The organism is Hymenobacter negativus, assembly GCF_017571495.1.
Taxonomy (GTDB): domain Bacteria; phylum Bacteroidota; class Bacteroidia; order Cytophagales; family Hymenobacteraceae; genus Hymenobacter; species Hymenobacter negativus.
This window is the reverse complement of record NZ_JAGETZ010000001.1, coordinates 747335-762770: the sequence shown is the minus strand read 5'-3', so window position 1 is coordinate 762770 and position 15436 is coordinate 747335. Positions and strand designations below refer to the sequence as shown.

Here is a 15436-nt window from a genome sequence, read left to right as displayed (position 1 = left end):
GCCGTTTTCCCGACCAGCCCGTCCCTAAATGCTCCTCGCGCCCGGCACCCCGTCGGGCACACATTGGCCGCAGGCCCTACATTTGGGCATGCACAAGCCTTCCTCTCCCGATGCTGTTGGTGCCGCGCTGCTGGCCTCCTTCCGCCACAACTTTCAGCAGTACAAAGCCCTTTCCGACCGTGCGCTGGCTCAACTGAGCGAAGCCGAATGGCTGTACCGGCCCGCGCCGGGCAGCAACAGCGCGGCCGTCATAGTGCAGCACATGGTGGGCAACCTGCGCTCCCGCTTCACCGATTTCCTGACCACCGACGGCGAAAAGCCCAGCCGTCAGCGCGACCAGGAATTTGCCGAGCCGCAGGACGCCACCGCCATTCCAGCCCTGAAACAGGCCTGGGAAGCCGCCTGGCCTATCCTGTTCTACTTGCTTGAGTCGCTACAACCTGAGGATTTGCTGCGTACTGTTACCATTCGGGGAGAAGCGCATACGGTGCTGGCCGCTATCCAGCGGCAGGCGACGCACTATGCCTACCACGCCGGCCAGCTGGTGCTGCTGGCCAAACTTATCCGCGGTGAAGCCTTTCAGTCCCTAAGCATTCCCCGCGGTCAGAGCGAGCAGTTCAACCAGCAAATGACCAGCGCCCGCTAAAAACTACCCCATGCAGCACGACGATAAATTTCTAATCCTTCGGGACGTAGACGCGGTTATTCAGCAGGAAGTCGAAAAAGAACGTACCAGTCCCATGCTCGCCATCACCTCTTTGCTTAGCCCGCCGCACGTCTTACGCATCAACGCCATCATCAAGCGGCTGGAAGAAAAATTCGGCCTCGACGACGTACAAGCTACCCTCGACCCACACCTGACCTACCAGCTGGCGGGCGTGCGCAAGCTGAGCTCCCTGAAGCAGGTGCTGGCCGAAGTGGCCGCCACCACCGAGCCATTTCCAGCCTTCACCACCGGTCTGGGCGTGTTTCCGGGCGAAAATCCGGTTATCTACATCCCCGTGCTGCGCTCCGATGCGCTCAACGCCCTGCACCGGCGCATCCTGGACGCCACGGCTCCGCTGTGCCTGCGCACCGATAAGTTCAGCGGGCCCGACTGCTGGCTGCCGCATATCTCGCTGGCCCTGCACGACACCACCCCCGACCTGCTGGGCCCCGTACTGGCCCTGCTTAACCAGGAAACTTACAACCTCCAAATCACCATCGATAACCTCGCCATTCTACGACAGGAAGGCGAACTATTCGTAAAAGAAGAGGTATTTAAAATGGGCGGAAAGGTGCTTAAAAAGCAGAAAGAAGCTGCGGAAAGCACCCAGGAATCATAACCAGGGACGACGTCAAAAAAGAAAGTCCGACAGTGCACTGCCGGACTTTTCTGTTCTTTTCTAAACTGTCGGAGGAATCTGGGTGCCCTGGTCGAGGCTCTGCCAGAGGTACTTGCAGGCCAGCGAGCGGTACGGCCGCCAGCTTTCGGCAATGGTCACCATGCGCTTTTGCAGCGCGCGGCCGGTTTCGGGCAGGCCGTAGTGCTTGCGCATGGCGTTTTGCACGCCCAGGTCGCCTTCGGCAAACACGTCGGGCTGGTCGAGGGCAAACATTTGGAGCATCTGGGCCGTCCAGCGGCCTACCCCTCTAATGGCCGTAAGGTGCTGGGTGAAGGCTTCTTCCGAAAGCCCGGTCAGGTGGTCGTATTCTAGCAAGCCCCGCTCGTTATACTCGGCAATAGCCTTGAGGTAGCCCGCCTTCTGGCGCGAGAGGCCGGCGGCGCGCAGCTCATCTTCGCTCAGGGCCAGCACTTCGCGTGGCTCGGGGTAGCCTTCGGGCGGAAACAGGCTTTGGAAGCGCTTCCAGATGGCCGCCGCCGCCTTAGTCGAAATCTGCTGGCTGACAATGGCCCGCAACAGCGACAGGTACAGGTCTTCGTGGGGCCGGGGGTGAATATCACGCCCGTTGGCAATGATGCCGGCCATAATGGGGTCAGCGGTCGAAAGATGCTGAATAGCAGCTTGATTAAGCATTACGGGAAGAAATGTGAGTGAACGTAGAGGCATCCGGCAAATCGGCTGGAATCACCGGCAGCTTGATAACGTCGAGCACCTCGCCGAGTGGCGTCAGGCGCAGGGCCGTGAGGCTGCCCCCAAAACAAGCCCCCGTATCAATGTACCAAGTGTTGGATTCCCGGTCGAAGTACGGCTCCTCATTGGGTGTATGGCCTACTACCTGAATCTGCCCATCGAGCCGCTTAAGCGTGCCGCGCGCCCAGAGCAGCCCATCATAGCTTTCCGAGTCGAAGGCATTGGGCGAAGTGCTGATGCCGGCGTGGCTCACCAGTATATGCTCGTTTTGCCACAGCAACGGGCGTTTCTCCAGCCAGGCCAGATGATGGACCAGCAGATTCGGCCGCAGTTTGTATTGACTAACGGTGCTCCGGCCACCCCAGCTTAGCCAGCCGGTATAGGGGCCATTGGGTCCAAAGTGATACAGCAGCCCATCCTCATGGTTCCCCTTCAGAAAGGTGGTCGAGTCGGGATAGTCGTGGCTTAGCTGCCGGGCCAGTTCCACCGCGGCCGGAATGTGCGCGCCCCGGTCCACCAGGTCGCCTACCTGAATGAGGTGGTCGGTGGTTGGGTCCCAGTGCGCGAGTAAGCTGTTGAAGGTATGAAAGCACCCGTGCACATCGCCAATGATGAACAGATTCATGGAAGTAGATGGTGGGTGAGTAGGTGAAAATGGGGCAGCCGGAGCACTGCCGAAGGACCTTCTAACATTCAAACGACTCGTAGTAATTCAATCGGCTCAGACATTAGAAAGCCCTTTACGGCGCCCTGCCTGCCCCATTTTTACCTACTCACCCACCATCCCGAGCGCCGCCTCAATACGGGCCAGCATGGCATCGTCCACGTCCAGGTGCGTCACAAACCGAATCCACTGCGGCCCAAAGCTGCTGGCCCGGATACCCTGCCGCTCCAGTGTGGTCAAGAAATCAGCGGCCGGGTGGCTGTCGTGCAGCCGGAAAATCACGAGGTTAGTTTCCGGGGCCAGCACCTCGGCCACGTAGGGCTGCTGGCGTAGTACGTCGGCCAGGCGAGCGGCGCGGCGGTGGTCGTCGGCTAAGCGGCTTACATTATTTTCCAGGGCATAAATGCCGGCGGCCGCCAGGTAGCCAGCCTGCCGCCAGCCCCCACCCATCACCTTGCGGATGCGCTTGCATTTCCGGATAAAATCGGCCGAGCCCAGCAGCACCGAGCCCACCGGTGTGCCCAGGCCTTTGCTCAGACACACCGAAATTGAATCGAAAAGCTGCCCATAGTCTTCGCTGCGTTGCCCGGTGGCCACCAGTGCGTTGAAAATGCGGGCCCCGTCCAGGTGCCGCGCAATGCCGTACCGCTTCGCTACGCTGCTGATGGCCGCCAGGTCTTCCAGACTGTAGCAGGTGCCGCCGCCCCGGTTGTGGGTGTTTTCGAGGCACACGAGGCGCGTGGTGGGATAATGCACGTTCTCGGGCCGGATAGCAGCCTCGACCTGCGCAGCGGTGAGGCGACCCCGGTTGCCAGGCAGCAGCGCCACCGATGCCCCTGAGTGGAAGGCAATACCGCCCACCTCCCAGAGGTAAACGTGGGCCGTCTGCTCGCAAATAACCTCGCTCAGCGGTTCGGTGTGGGCCTTGATGGCAATCTGGTTGGTCATGGTGCCCGAGGGGCAAAACAGGCCTGCTTCGAGGCCAAAGCGTGCGGCGGTCATTTCCTCGAGGCGGCGCACCGTGGGGTCTTCGTCGTACACATCATCGCCGACGGAAGCGGCAAACATGGCTGCCAGCATGGCTGGGGTGGGCCGCGTCACGGTATCAGAGCGCAGGTCAATTACGGGCAGGGAGGCGGTTTCAGAAGACATATTAAAAAGAGGAAATGGACCGAAGCAAAAGATAAATTGGAAAGCAAAATCAGGGGCCATCAGCAGCCGGAATGGCAAAAGTAGCGCCTGAAATCGCCCATATTTCATCGGTCTGAATGTGCAGTAATTCAGCAAAATGCCTCATGGGCTTGCACTTTCAACCTGAAATCCCTACTTTTGCCCTCCGTTTCGTAAGCCCTAGACTTTAATCATCCCGGTACCATGACCGTTACCCGCCTCAAGCGCAAGCACCGCAAGAACATTGCCCGCGCCAACAACAAGCAGCACATCATCAAGGAGTTGCTCCGCACGCCCGTTCTGAAGAACGTGGACATCGAGGAGTTGAAGTCGCGCTTCACCACGACTGGTGCTACTACAGCTGCCGCTCCTGCTGCTAAAGCCGAAACCAAAACTGCTGCTAAAGCCGAAACCAAAACTGCTGCTAACGCTGAGGCTTTCGACGACGCCGAAGCCGTGACCAAGCCCGTTAACGAAGACGGTCAGGAAGGCGAGCACCCCAAGCCCGAAATCGCGCTGTAAGGTTTTTCGCTGTCTTTGCTCGGAAGGCGAGACGACGCAAGTTGTGCTTTCCCTCAGCAGGCAGTCTATTGACTACGACAAGCCCCGTTCCCTGTTCAAGCAGGTTGCGGGGCTTGTTGGCTTTAGGTTATCCCAACAAGCAAGGTTATACCTTCCTGCCGGGCGGCGCGAAGCATCTCGCGTGTACTGGACTCAATCAAATGGATTGCTACTGCAAGCGAAATGCTTCACTGCGCTCGCCAGGACGCACAGGTAACTAAAAGCAGTTTCCGCTGAAAGGAAACTACCAAAAGCGCTAGCGCCCGCGCTTGCCCAGCTCCACCGCCTGCAAGTCCACTACTTTCCCCTCGTCAATTCCAAAGCGCAGCAGCGTACGCACCTGATGGAAGCCGTGCTGGCCGGCGGCGCCGGGGTTCAGGTGCAGCAGGCCGAGCTTTTTGTCCGGCATCACCCGCAGGATGTGCGAGTGGCCGGTGATGAACAGGCCGGGCCGCCGGCTGGCCAGCAGGGGGCGGGCTGCTGGCGCATAGTGCCCCGGATAGCCGCCAATGTGCGTAATCAGCACCCGGAGGCCTTCAATTTCAAAATCTTGTACCAAGGGCTGGGTCTGGCGCACGTCCGTGCCGTCGATATTGCCGTACACGCCCCGGAAGCGCGGCGCTAGGGCCTGCAGTTCGTCCACTACACGGGCGTCGCCAAAATCGCCGGCGTGCCATATCTCGTCGCAGCCGCGCAAATGGTGCGCTATGCGCTCGTCGAGGTAGCCGTGGGTGTCGGAAAGCAGGCCTATGCGTGTCATGGCGCAAAGATGGGCCGGCGAATCGGTTCGGCCCCGTATCTTGCGCCCGGTGCCGACGCTGGTATTCGTATTTTTTCTTTAGATGTTAGTGACCGTTGCGGCTCAACGTCTTTTTTCAACTCGCTTTTCCCGATGAATATTTTCATCAACGACATTCCGCTGGTTATCAAGAAGCTCAGCGAAAAAGTGTATAAGCACAAGTTCGACCTGATACTCAATCCAGACGATGACTTTACGTCGAAGGATTTGGTGGGCGATGTGTTGGTGCGCGACGCTGGTCCCCTGTTCATCGACCGTCTGCTGCGTCTGATGGAGGTGAAAAAGCTGAAAAAGCTGAAATCCCTGACCATGCTGGTCAAAAAGAAAAAATTCATCACCCTGCACTTCAAAGACCAGTTTAAAATCGCCAAAGCCGGCGGTGGACTCGTCACCAAAGGCGACCAGGTGCTGATGATTTACCGCCTCGGCAAGTGGGACCTGCCCAAGGGCAAGCTCAAGAGCGACGAGGACCAGGCCGCGGGTGCCCTGCGCGAAGTAGAAGAGGAAACAAACATCAAGCTGGAACTGGGCGAAAAGCTGCCCAGCACCTGGCATAGCTATGCCTACAAAGGCAATAAGATGCTGAAAAAAACCAGCTGGTACCTCATGAAGTCCCTCGACGACAGCCTAATGAAGCCCCAGACCGAGGAGTATATTGAGGAGGTGCGTTGGATGTCGCCTCAGGAGGCACTGGCCAAACTGGACGATTCCTACGCTTCGATTGCGCTGGTAGTGCGGCATTACCTTACCAACATGGCCGGCAAGCCCTCCAAAGCTCCGGCCAACGGAAAATAAATAGCGGTAAATTGTCGGCTATGCGGCTAGCTGTACATTCTTTGGTAAGTATGCTCGTGCTGGGGTTTGTGGGCGCCTGCTCAGGGGCACACGAATCCCGACACGAGCATACAAGCACAGCGGCGGCACCATTGAGCAATGCTCCCCGGCTAAACGTTCCCGTCCTGCTCAGTCTCACCATCGATGAGTTGGGGCAGCAAATTGGCCATTCGCGGCCGGTCCCCCTGAATTTTAGGGACCCCACATTGCCTCCGCTACAGCAAAAAGGGGAGCACGTCGATTCTACGGCATGGTTTGAGTACCGCGGCTTGAACATGGTGGTTACCTATGACCATCGTTCCCGGGCAGTGAAAGACCTGCTGGTAGTGGGCGGCAATGAGGACGAGCTGATGCAACGGTGCCAGCTACAGCTTGGCAAGTCAGAATACCTGGTGCTGCCGGTTTTTCAGCGGGAGCGTCCAACGAAACTGATGGGTCTGCGCGTGCTTGCTCTAAACACTCGTTAGGAAATCGTCGCTATTCCTATTCGGCGCGGGCAGGCATCGGAAAAGGCACAAACGCATCCACATTGCCACCAAACCGGTGAATGTCGCGAATGATGGTGCTGCTAACGGCTCCCAACGTAGCGGATGTAAGCAAAAAAACCGTCTCCAAACCGGGATAAACGTGCTGGTTGCCGTAGGCAATGGGCTTCTCGTACTCGAAATCCGGGCTGTTACGCAGGCCGCGTAGCAGAAACCTGGCCCCGGTTTCGCGTGCAAATTCCGCCGTAAGCCCTTTGAACGTGCGCACCGATACCCGGGGCTCGTCTTCGAACAACCCGGCAATGAACTCCTGCATCTGTTCTATCGGCAGGTAGCGCTGCTTGCTGCTGTTGGTGCCGATAGCCACGATGACCTGGTCGAAAAGCGCCATACCACGTTGCACAATGTCCAGGTGGCCGTTGGTGAACGGGTCGAAGGAGCCGGGAAAAATAGCGATGCGGGACATTGGATGGGATTATAGGTTTTAGGAAAAGACGGCCATACTTCGGCCAGCTCAGCATGAAGTTCAATTGCCCCTTTGAGCAGGTTCAATCCCAGCACTAAGCGAAGTGCAGGCTGAGTAAATCGAAATAGCGGTACTCAAACACGTCGTTCAGGCGGTAGCTGTACTGCACATTGCCCGGTCGAAACCCAAAGCGTACGTTGCGGATATAGGTACGCAGCAAGCTAAACACGGCCGAATCAGGCATTAGCTCGCCCCACACGGTTACTTCGTCCTGCTCCGGATCGAGGCCCAGCTCCTGCATTACCAGGATGGTGTAGTACACCACGTCTTCAGCAGTGGTGCAGGCGAACACGTTGCAGTATTCCAGATGCTGGCCCAGTACTACCAAGGTGAGTTCCTGTGGACCAGGATTGAGGTAGAGTCGGCGGGGCGAAGCTGCGCCGCGCTGGTTCACAATGCCAGCCAGCAAGGCGCTGGTGTGGTGTAGCATGCGGCCCGTCGCACCGTAAGTGGCGGTCAGCCAGTCGGCCAGCGCTGCATCGGCGGCAAACACATTCACCAGCTCCAGGCCAGGGTGGGTGGTATGGCGCACGGTTTCGGTCGGGGTGGGGGTGTGGTGCAGGCGCAGGGCGGCTAACTCATCGCCGGCCCGAAACAACGGCGACGGCAACAGGGTGAAGGCCCGGCCCGTAACCGCCAGCCGCACCGCGTTCCAGCCGCGCAGGCTCAGGAAATCGTGTTGCTCGGCCAGCGCGGGCACCCCGCCGGTGGTCAGCTGGTATTCTTCGAGCGCCACAAATTTGCGGCGCTCTACGTCGGCCACAGCCAGGCACAGGCGACCGGGGCTCGCCAGCAGGTACAGATTATAAGCACCCGGGTTGGCCGGGTCAAAGGTTTCGTCGCGCAGGCGCAGCAGAGTGGGCAAGGCAGCCGATGACGCAGAAGGAGCAGTAGCAGGCACGAATTGAAGCTAAACCGGCCCAGTGGCCGGCCCTAAAGATAATGCTTCGCGCCGGGAGGGGGTACCTATGGCCCGCTTGAGGCTGGCCCATATCGGTGTTACATCTCTTGTAAAATAGCAGCAAAATCAGGGCTATAGCCGCATGAAGGCAGATTGCCGCGCGATTAAACGAAGTGCGTTTGCGGCACAAACAGGTCGTCGGGGCTGAGCACCATGCGCAGTACCGGGTGGACCTGGACGGGCGGCAAGTGCAACAGTTGCCGGGGCGTTTGCCACGCTAGCTCCGTAATCAACTGCTCACCAGCCGAATGTTCAGGGTCATGGCCAAGCTGCGGCTGGGCGTTAGTATCAGCCAGAACTTCAAAAAATAACTCCAGCGCCTGAAGCTTGTCGGTGCTGAACTCGTGCAGGTGCAGGAAGCGGCCGACTTCCACAGTCAGGCCGGTTTCTTCCCGAAACTCCCGCACCAGAGCCTGCTGAATGCTTTCGCCAAACTGCCAGCCGCCGCCTGGTGGCGACCAGAACGGGGCCTCTTTGGGCAGCAGGCCGCGATGCGCCGCGAGCAGTACCATGCCGTTGCGCACCAACAGACCGCCCACACGTACGCGCACCTTGCCAGCATAGGCCTGAAGCAGAATGTCGGAGGAAGCAGGTTGTAGCTCGGGCATAAGTATTGAAAAAGAAAATGGAGGGGAAATCGTAGCGTGTACGACTAACGCCCGATACACAACAATGTTTTATTCGTCGAAGGATAAAAGGAAATTGTAGATGGAGCACTCGTCCACATGATGCCGTGCACCAATCCTTGCCACCTAACCCTACTGCCGGCATTAGGGAGCAACAATACCCAGGACCGTGGCAGTACCTTTGACTGTAGTCGCATAAACTGGCCCTGATTAATAGTCAAGGCAGTTTCGCGGGTTTAAGAAGTTCTAAAATTTAGTGTCTGGTACAAATCGGTACAAACTTGTTCCATCTTCTGTTCCTACTGCACGCATTTACTAAGCTAAGCAATTTGATGTCTCTCATTTCAGATAATCAGTCCCCTACTTCTAGCAACGCGACCGATTTAGAGGCCCGTATCCGGCGCAAGCTCACCGGCCAGCGCTTCATGCATCTCATCGGAGCTGACCTGACCACCATCACTCCCGGCCGCGTCGAGGCCGAACTGGATTTGGTCGACAAGCATCTGCAACAGCGTGGCTTTGCCCATGGCGGCCTCATTGCCACGCTCGCCGATTTAGTAGCAGGCTTCGCCGCCGTGACCTTGGTGCCCGATAATTTCGGCGTAGTCACTTCCGATTTGAAAATCTCCTACCTGCACCCCGGCGTAGGCAAGCGCATCAAAGCCATTGGCTGGGTATTGAAGGCCGGCCGCCGCCTGCACTTCTGCGAAGCCGAGGTGTGGTGCGATGAACTGCTCATTGCCAAAGCAAGTGCCACCATGGCCGTAATAGAGCCAAGTTAAGCAACTGGCCATGGGTGTTTTCAAGATAATATCGGGGCTAGCTTGGACTTGTATAGGCGCCTTTTTTACTGTTGGTTCTATAACTAAGATGCGTAGTTAAGCCCTAGAGCGATACTTGCAAAGCATATGGCATAGAATATCAGGAGTGTAAGGATAGGTATGGATACAACTCAGGTCAGAGTAATAATGGGGAGGGCTGCAGAGGTAAGTACCTTTCAGCAGGAGCAGATTTATCACTACACCCATCAGCCGGGCTCTTCTGCCAGTTATCAGATTAAGTTCGGTGCTACTTATAAAGTGATTGAGATGAATAATCTCGACTAATTTTCGGTTTACTAATAATGCTCTCCCTTCGTACCCCTTCCGTTCGCGACTACTTTCCCTACGAACCCACCGACGACCAAGCCCTACTTTTCACGCAGCTTGATGCGTTTTTGAAAGACCAGCTGCCGGGCCGTAAGGTATTTGTGCTGCGCGGCTACGCGGGCACCGGCAAAACCACCGTGGTGAGTGCCTTGGTACAGTGGCTACACAAAATGCAGCGCAAATACACCCTGATGGCCCCCACTGGCCGCGCGGCCAAGGTGATGGCCGGCTACGCGGGCGTAGCCGCCAGCACCATCCACAAGAAAATCTACCGCCAAACGTCCGGTGCGCCCTCCGAGCGGCTCAACTTCCAGCGCCAGCCTAACCGCGCCGAGCAAACGCTTTACATCGTGGACGAAGCCTCTATGATTTCGGACGAGAAAGCTTTCGGCGAAAACGGCCTGTTGGATGATTTGATGGGCTTTGTGTTTGAGAAAACCAGCAACAAGCTCTTGGTCATCGGCGACACGGCGCAGCTGCCGCCGGTGGGCCAGCTCCTGAGCCCGGCCCTCGACCCCGAACTGCTGGGTCACCGCTTCCGGGCCGATGTGGGCCACGTGGAGCTACGCCAGGTGATGCGCCAGGCCCAGCAGTCGGGCATTCTGGTGAATGCCACGGAGCTGCGGGAGGAATTGCGCGAAGAGGCGCCCAATATTCAACTGCACACCAAGGGCTTCCGTGATATTTTTAAGATGGGCGGTGACAAGCTGGAGGACGGCCTGCGCTGGGCCTACCGCAACTTTGGCCACGAGAATACCACCATCATCTGCCGCTCCAACCGCAACGCCAACCAATACAACCAACTTATTCGGCGAGCCTTGTTTGATGCCGAGGAGGAGATTGAGGGTGGCGACTACCTGATGGTGGTGCGCAACAACTACTTCTGGCTGCCGAAAGAGTCAGAAATTGGCTTTCTGGCCAATGGTGACTTTCTGGAAATCAGGAAAGTAATTCGGCGGGAGGAGGTGTATGGTTTCCACTTTGCCCAGGCGCTGGTACGGTTGGTGGATTACCCCGACGAGCCCGAAATTGAAGTAAAACTGCTGCTCGATACGCTGCACACCGAAAGCCCTGCGCTGCCTTCGGACCGCAACAATGCGCTGTACCTGGCTGTGAGCGAAGATTACGCCCACCTCAAAACCAAAGCCGAGCGCTATAAGGAAATGCGCAAAGACCCGTACCTCAACGCGTTGCAAGTGAAGTTTGCCTACGCCCTGACTTGCCACAAGGCGCAGGGCGGCCAGTGGCAGGCCGTGTTCGTCGACCATGGTTTTTTGAAGCCCGACGAGCCGCTGGCGGGGGAGTTTGCACGCTGGCTCTACACGGCCATCACGCGGGCGTCGGAGCGGCTGTTTCTGCTTAACTTCCAGCAGAAGCTCATCAGCGACCCAGTGGAGGAAGACTAAATCAGCCCTGAAGCACGGAATTTTACGCGCATCGGCTTCGTTACGTGCAGACTTCACCGTTCCTTCAGCTATGCTTGGCTAGTTTGGTCAGAAATTTGCGAGTGTGGTTGAAAGCACTAAATTTGTTAAACCCCAAGGCCCTTTAACGTTTCCTCTCTTTTGATTTTTATGAAAAAAACCTTGCTCCTCGCTCTGAGCCTGACTGCTGCTGCTTACACCGCGCAAGCCCAGGCCCCGGCTACCAAAGCCGCCACGACTGCTGGTCCGGCCATCACGTTCGAAGAAGTGAAGTACGACTTCGGCTCTGTGGTTCAGGGTGGTACCGTTGACCACACCTTCAAGTTCAAGAACACCGGCACTGCGCCTCTCGTGATTTCGAACATCGGTGTGAGCTGCGGCTGCACCACGCCGGAGTGGACCAAGGACCCCGTGGCACCCGGCAAAACTGGTACCATCTCGGCTCACTTCAACTCGACCGGCAAAATGGGCATGCAGAACAAAGTGCTGACTATTGAGTCGAACGCCACCGGTGGCAGCACCACCGTGTCGCTGGTGGGCGAAGTGAAAGAAGCCGGCGCTACTGCTGCTGCTACTCCCGCTGCTGCCGAAGCCGCTCCTGCCGCAATGACCAAAGCCGATGGCAAAAAGGTGAAAGAAAAGGCTGATGGTGCCAAGATTAAAGCCAAAACGAAGTAATTAGCTTCCATCCATAAGGCATAAAAAAGCCGTTCGCTGATGCGAACGGCTTTTTTATTTAATAGTACAGCCGCTGATTAGAGCTCGCGCACGGCCAGAATGAGGCTCACCCAACCAGCCAGAAACAGCAGCCCGCCAATGGGTGCCACGGCCCCAAGCTTGGTGACGCCCGTGAAACACAGCGTGTAGAGCGACCCGCAAAACACCACAATGCCGCCGGCCCACAGCCAGCCCGTGGTGCCCAAGGCGCGCAACTCGGGGCGTACTGTCCAAAGCACCCCAATGGCCAGCAACGCCAGCGCGTGGTAGAACTGATAGCGCACGGCGGTTTCAAAAGTGTCGAAGCGGCCCGCTTTCACCAGCATATCGTGCAAAGCATGAGCCCCAAAAGCCCCGATGGCAACCCCAAGCCCCCCGAAAACGGCGGCGAGCTGAATTAAAAGTCGAGCAGTCATAACAATCAGTAAAATGAGTTAGCGCCAGGCCGGCAGCCACCGGCCACGCGGGGGCAAAGATAGCGCCGGACCCGCCCAAGGCTCAGATTTGGCGCTTGAGGCGGATGGTGGTGCTGTGCAACTCGCCATTGGGGCGGCGCAGCAACAGGAGCAGTGTGCGGCCATCCTGCGAGTGCAGCATGTGGCTAAGCTGGGTGAGTGTAAAAACGCTAACTGGCAGGAAGTTGATGCTCAGTAGCTCTTCGTCGATTTCGAGGCCAGCTACCGCTGCCGGCGAATCGGGCATGACGCGCAACACCAGAAAGCGGCGATAATCGGGCCCGGTGGCTAGCAGCTCCATGCCGCTCATATCGTGCTCAAAAGCATCGCGGAAGTGTGTGTTGGGCCGCAATAGCATGCGCCGATGGGGATAGTCGATGACGAGCAGAAAGCGTTTCAGCAATTCATAGCCCACATTGCCATTGCGCGGCACATCAATGCGCTGGTGTACGTCGCCCGAATTGGGATAGGAGGTGAGCACCGACGGTAGCTGGAAGTGGCCCAACTGCAGGCGGGGCACCCGCCCCAGGTAGCCCTGCACGATGCCCGTAAGGCCGCGGCCAAGGTCGGTAGGGAGGCGCTTGGCCGGCCCCACCAGGCGTGGGTCGGAGTCGAGCTCCAGCGACAGTGCATGGCTGGCACCGGTATCAAGCACCAGTTTGAGTGACATATTAACCGAGTCGGAAAGCTGGACCGGTGCCGTGAAATAAGCCTTGCCGCGCTCCAGCGACAGCGGAATATTCGCCCACTTCCGGCCTTTGGGAGCCCGGTACGTAGCAGAATCGTTGAGTAGCAGATGGCCTGCCTCAGGCTTGAGGGTGACAACGAAGCTGCGGAATAATTCGGAGCCCAGAATGCCGTGAATCGGTATGCCTACGTAGCCTGAGAGGTTGAGTACGTCTTCGGACAGCACCAGCCAGCTCATGCGCGGAGCTATGATACCGGGCATAGTGACCTGTACATTATCAGACTGGTAAGCCAGAAGGCCGGTATCGCTGCCGCCAGCTCCCACCACCCGGAACCGTTCACCGTGCGACAGCCCGAGCGAGTCGGCCAGGGCAGGGGAAGTAATAATGGACGTGGAGACGCCGGTATCGAGCAAAAAGTTGAAGGGCCCGTACCCGTTGAGCCAGGCATTAACCACCAGCAGGTTGCGTTGCAGCTGCATGGGGATGAGCACCCGGTGGCGGCGAGCTGATTTAAATTGAAACGGAGCCCGTTGGACAATGCGTTGAGCGCACGCAGGCTGGCTCATTTCCCCGCAAAAGCTCAGGAAAACCAGCAAACACACAAGGCGCAGGATAAGCATGGATACGAAGCACAACCGGTCCGGTAAATAAAGCGAAAAGAACTGCCATTTTCACCGGGGCTGCACTAGTCGGGTAGCTCCCACGTACCGGCCGGGTCGTAGCGCAGGGCGCCGTGCTCGATGTGCAGCGGCGCAGCCACATTGTTGTGGTAGAGTTGGCCCGTGCCCAAGCCCTGCGGAAAGCCCTGCACATCGTATTGGCCCGTGAGCTGGGCTACGGCATTCAGGCCCACATTCGATTCCAGGGCCGAGGTAATCCACCAGCCAATGCCCCGGGCTTCGGCCAGGGCAATCCAGTGGTGAGCGGCAGCGTGTCCACCTAATAGCGTGGGTTTCAGGACCACATAAGCCGGCCTGACTTCGTCGAGCAAGGCAGCCTGCCGGGCTGGGTCGCTCACCCCAATCAGCTCCTCATCCAGCGCAATGGGCAGGGGAGAGGTGCGGCACAGCTCCGCCAGCACGGCCGGCTGGCCGGCAGCAATGGGTTGCTCGATGGAATGAATATGAAACGCGGCCAACTGCGCCAGTTTGGCCGGCGCATCAGCAGGCGTAAACGCGCCGTTAGCATCAACGCGCAGTGTGAGTTTCTCGGCGCCAGCTACGGCCCGGATTTCGGCTAGGATTGCCAGCTCGGTGGCAAAATCAAGCCCCCCGATTTTCAGCTTGAGGCAGGAGTATCCGGCGGTGAGCTTCTGCTGAATTTGTTCGCGCATGAAGGCCGCATCGCCCATCCACACCAATCCGTTGATGGGCAGGGCAGCCTGACCCTGGCTGAAGGCATTGGCGTAGAGCTGGCGTCGGCCGCCAGCAGCCAAGTCGAGCGCCGCTGTTTCGAGGGCAAACGTGAGCGACGGCAGGCCCGAACCTACAAACGCCGGGGCATCGGCTGCCACAAAGGAAGCCAATGCCCCGGCATTGAAACGCTGGCACAAGTCCGCAACCGCTGCTCCGAAATGAGCACCGAACTCGGGGCTGAGACCAGCAAGGGGAGCTGCTTCGCCTAAGCCGATAACGCCGGGTGTGGCGTCATCGGCCAGGTACAGGTACCAGGCTACGTGTTCGGCTAAAGCCCCGCGGGAAGTGCGGGCTGGAAAGTTGAAGCGCAGCGCACGCTGCGAAAAGGTAAGACGAAGCATGGCGCAAAGATGGGCGCCATGCTTCGGTTGTGGCCCAAAGCCAGACTACTTGCTGTCGCTGGCCTTGCCACGACGGCTCACGAGACCGCCTTTGCGACCGGCATCCCGTGCCTCATCGGCCGAAAAGCGGTGACCCCGGCCACTGGCGTGCGAAGCCTTGCCGCCTTCGCTGGCAATGCGGCGCTGGGTTTCGGGGCTCATGGCGGCGAAGCCGCGGCGGCTCTTGGTGCCTACGCGGTTGGCAGGACGGGTAGTAGCTTTGGGGGCTGCTGCCGTGTTGGGAGCAGTACCATTGTTGGAAAGGGAAGTTGCCATTGGAGTATTAGGGGACTGGAATGTGTAGTACAATTGTAGTGCATCGTCTTTACACCCGTACCGTTCCTGGCTCAATTAGTTGGATTTTTGGCCGAAAGTGCGCATAAATACCACTTTCTACGGAAGAGCTTCTACGTACTTTTCTGCTGCCCAAACGTGTTTGTTCGTTATGGTGGCAAAACCACTGACTTACGCTAAAAAACGGTTCCGTAATAACCTCCGCCCTGCTAA

General features: G+C 58.1%; 20 protein-coding genes. 9 read left to right on the top strand and 11 right to left on the bottom strand.

Annotated elements, in window-relative coordinates; all coding sequences use genetic code 11:
- The first annotated feature begins 88 nt into the window (after positions 1-88).
- Both J4E00_RS03390 and J4E00_RS03385 read left to right on the top strand, forming a co-directional pair.
- Complete coding sequence (locus J4E00_RS03390) at positions 89-646, top strand: DUF1572 family protein (RefSeq protein ID WP_208173594.1); 558 nt, start codon at positions 89-91, stop codon at positions 644-646.
- Positions 647-656: 10 nt separating this feature from the next.
- Positions 657-1325, top strand: a complete 669-nt coding sequence (locus J4E00_RS03385; protein WP_208173593.1) for a 2'-5' RNA ligase family protein — start codon at positions 657-659, stop codon at positions 1323-1325.
- A 60-nt stretch (positions 1326-1385) separates the two neighbouring features.
- On the opposite strand, the gene J4E00_RS03380 is transcribed toward J4E00_RS03385, so the two are convergent.
- The 3 genes from J4E00_RS03380 to J4E00_RS03370 all read right to left on the bottom strand — a co-directional run bounded on the left by J4E00_RS03380 (position 1386) and on the right by J4E00_RS03370 (position 3891).
- Positions 1386-2018: a DNA-3-methyladenine glycosylase family protein gene (locus J4E00_RS03380; protein WP_208173592.1), complete on the bottom strand. Its 633-nt coding sequence runs from the start codon at positions 2016-2018 to the stop codon at positions 1386-1388.
- A complete protein-coding gene (locus J4E00_RS03375) occupies positions 2011-2700 on the bottom strand; it encodes a metallophosphoesterase family protein (protein ID WP_208173591.1) in 690 nt (229 codons plus the stop codon). The genes J4E00_RS03380 and J4E00_RS03375 overlap by 8 nt, the downstream gene beginning before the upstream one ends.
- 144 nt (positions 2701-2844) lie before the next feature.
- Entirely contained in the window at positions 2845-3891 is a 1047-nt protein-coding gene (locus J4E00_RS03370) for a threonine aldolase family protein (protein WP_208173590.1), read from the bottom strand.
- Between the two features lie 222 nt (positions 3892-4113).
- Here J4E00_RS03370 and J4E00_RS03365 point away from each other — a divergent pair, with 222 nt between their 5' ends.
- Positions 4114-4431, top strand: coding sequence for a hypothetical protein (locus tag J4E00_RS03365; protein ID WP_208173798.1), 318 nt, complete (start codon positions 4114-4116; stop codon positions 4429-4431).
- 295 nt (positions 4432-4726) lie between these two features.
- Here the strand turns inward: J4E00_RS03365 and J4E00_RS03360 are convergent, their stop codons facing one another.
- A complete protein-coding gene (locus J4E00_RS03360) occupies positions 4727-5230 on the bottom strand; it encodes a metallophosphoesterase family protein (RefSeq protein WP_208173589.1) in 504 nt (167 codons plus the stop codon).
- Between the two features lie 132 nt (positions 5231-5362).
- On the opposite strand from J4E00_RS03360, the gene J4E00_RS03355 reads away from it, so the two are divergent.
- Positions 5363-6064, top strand: a complete 702-nt coding sequence (locus J4E00_RS03355) for an NUDIX hydrolase (protein ID WP_208173588.1) — start codon at positions 5363-5365, stop codon at positions 6062-6064.
- Between the two features lie 245 nt (positions 6065-6309).
- On the top strand, positions 6310-6570 hold the full coding sequence (locus J4E00_RS03350) for a hypothetical protein (protein ID WP_208173587.1): 261 nt from the start codon (positions 6310-6312) through the stop codon (positions 6568-6570).
- Positions 6571-6586: 16 nt separating this feature from the next.
- On the opposite strand, the gene coaD is transcribed toward J4E00_RS03350, so the two are convergent.
- From coaD to J4E00_RS03335, 3 genes are all read right to left on the bottom strand, one after another.
- A complete protein-coding gene (gene coaD / locus J4E00_RS03345) occupies positions 6587-7054 on the bottom strand; it encodes a pantetheine-phosphate adenylyltransferase (RefSeq protein WP_208173586.1) in 468 nt (155 codons plus the stop codon).
- 94 nt (positions 7055-7148) lie between these two features.
- Positions 7149-7979: a DUF3822 family protein gene (locus J4E00_RS03340; RefSeq protein ID WP_208173585.1), complete on the bottom strand. Its 831-nt coding sequence runs from the start codon at positions 7977-7979 to the stop codon at positions 7149-7151.
- 200 nt (positions 7980-8179) lie between these two features.
- Entirely contained in the window at positions 8180-8683 is a 504-nt protein-coding gene (locus J4E00_RS03335) for an NUDIX domain-containing protein (protein ID WP_208173584.1), read from the bottom strand.
- Positions 8684-9033: 350 nt separating this feature from the next.
- Between J4E00_RS03335 and J4E00_RS03330 the strand changes: the two genes are divergently transcribed.
- The 4 genes from J4E00_RS03330 to J4E00_RS03315 all read left to right on the top strand — a co-directional run bounded on the left by J4E00_RS03330 (position 9034) and on the right by J4E00_RS03315 (position 11951).
- On the top strand, positions 9034-9483 hold the full coding sequence (locus J4E00_RS03330; protein ID WP_208173583.1) for a PaaI family thioesterase: 450 nt from the start codon (positions 9034-9036) through the stop codon (positions 9481-9483).
- Positions 9484-9621: 138 nt separating this feature from the next.
- A complete protein-coding gene (gene bamE / locus J4E00_RS30195) occupies positions 9622-9807 on the top strand; it encodes an outer membrane protein assembly factor BamE (RefSeq protein WP_410779741.1) in 186 nt (61 codons plus the stop codon).
- Positions 9808-9824: 17 nt separating this feature from the next.
- Entirely contained in the window at positions 9825-11255 is a 1431-nt protein-coding gene (locus J4E00_RS03320; RefSeq protein ID WP_208173581.1) for an ATP-dependent RecD-like DNA helicase, read from the top strand.
- Positions 11256-11423: 168 nt separating this feature from the next.
- Positions 11424-11951, top strand: a complete 528-nt coding sequence (locus J4E00_RS03315; protein ID WP_208173580.1) for a DUF1573 domain-containing protein — start codon at positions 11424-11426, stop codon at positions 11949-11951.
- A gap of 77 nt (positions 11952-12028) precedes the next feature.
- Here the strand turns inward: J4E00_RS03315 and J4E00_RS03310 are convergent, their stop codons facing one another.
- The 4 genes from J4E00_RS03310 to J4E00_RS03295 all read right to left on the bottom strand — a co-directional run bounded on the left by J4E00_RS03310 (position 12029) and on the right by J4E00_RS03295 (position 15205).
- Positions 12029-12406 carry a DUF423 domain-containing protein gene (locus J4E00_RS03310; protein WP_208173579.1) on the bottom strand — a complete coding sequence of 126 codons (378 nt, stop codon included), beginning with the start codon at positions 12404-12406 and terminating at the stop codon, positions 12029-12031.
- Between the two features lie 82 nt (positions 12407-12488).
- Positions 12489-13613, bottom strand: coding sequence for an aspartyl protease family protein (locus J4E00_RS03305; RefSeq protein ID WP_208173578.1), 1125 nt, complete (start codon positions 13611-13613; stop codon positions 12489-12491).
- Between the two features lie 206 nt (positions 13614-13819).
- Positions 13820-14890, bottom strand: coding sequence for an o-succinylbenzoate synthase (locus tag J4E00_RS03300; protein WP_208173577.1), 1071 nt, complete (start codon positions 14888-14890; stop codon positions 13820-13822).
- Positions 14891-14935: 45 nt separating this feature from the next.
- A complete protein-coding gene (locus tag J4E00_RS03295) occupies positions 14936-15205 on the bottom strand; it encodes a KGG domain-containing protein (protein WP_208173576.1) in 270 nt (89 codons plus the stop codon).
- Between the last annotated feature and the right edge of the window lie 231 nt (positions 15206-15436).

Coding starts and splice junctions, on each gene's coding strand:
- J4E00_RS03390 (WP_208173594.1), top strand. CDS start 89: ATGCACAAGCCTTCCTCTCCCGATGCTGTTGGTGCCGCGCTGCTGGCC.
- J4E00_RS03385 (WP_208173593.1), top strand. CDS start 657: ATGCAGCACGACGATAAATTTCTAATCCTTCGGGACGTAGACGCGGTT.
- J4E00_RS03380 (WP_208173592.1), bottom strand. CDS start 2,018: ATGCTTAATCAAGCTGCTATTCAGCATCTTTCGACCGCTGACCCCATT.
- J4E00_RS03375 (WP_208173591.1), bottom strand. CDS start 2,700: ATGAATCTGTTCATCATTGGCGATGTGCACGGGTGCTTTCATACCTTC.
- J4E00_RS03370 (WP_208173590.1), bottom strand. CDS start 3,891: ATGTCTTCTGAAACCGCCTCCCTGCCCGTAATTGACCTGCGCTCTGAT.
- J4E00_RS03365 (WP_208173798.1), top strand. CDS start 4,114: ATGACCGTTACCCGCCTCAAGCGCAAGCACCGCAAGAACATTGCCCGC.
- J4E00_RS03360 (WP_208173589.1), bottom strand. CDS start 5,230: ATGACACGCATAGGCCTGCTTTCCGACACCCACGGCTACCTCGACGAG.
- J4E00_RS03355 (WP_208173588.1), top strand. CDS start 5,363: ATGAATATTTTCATCAACGACATTCCGCTGGTTATCAAGAAGCTCAGC.
- coaD (WP_208173586.1), bottom strand. CDS start 7,054: ATGTCCCGCATCGCTATTTTTCCCGGCTCCTTCGACCCGTTCACCAAC.
- J4E00_RS03335 (WP_208173584.1), bottom strand. CDS start 8,683: ATGCCCGAGCTACAACCTGCTTCCTCCGACATTCTGCTTCAGGCCTAT.
- J4E00_RS03330 (WP_208173583.1), top strand. CDS start 9,034: ATGTCTCTCATTTCAGATAATCAGTCCCCTACTTCTAGCAACGCGACC.
- J4E00_RS03320 (WP_208173581.1), top strand. CDS start 9,825: ATGCTCTCCCTTCGTACCCCTTCCGTTCGCGACTACTTTCCCTACGAA.
- J4E00_RS03315 (WP_208173580.1), top strand. CDS start 11,424: ATGAAAAAAACCTTGCTCCTCGCTCTGAGCCTGACTGCTGCTGCTTAC.
- J4E00_RS03310 (WP_208173579.1), bottom strand. CDS start 12,406: ATGACTGCTCGACTTTTAATTCAGCTCGCCGCCGTTTTCGGGGGGCTT.
- J4E00_RS03305 (WP_208173578.1), bottom strand. CDS start 13,613: ATGCAGCTGCAACGCAACCTGCTGGTGGTTAATGCCTGGCTCAACGGG.
- J4E00_RS03300 (WP_208173577.1), bottom strand. CDS start 14,890: ATGCTTCGTCTTACCTTTTCGCAGCGTGCGCTGCGCTTCAACTTTCCA.
- J4E00_RS03295 (WP_208173576.1), bottom strand. CDS start 15,205: ATGGCAACTTCCCTTTCCAACAATGGTACTGCTCCCAACACGGCAGCA.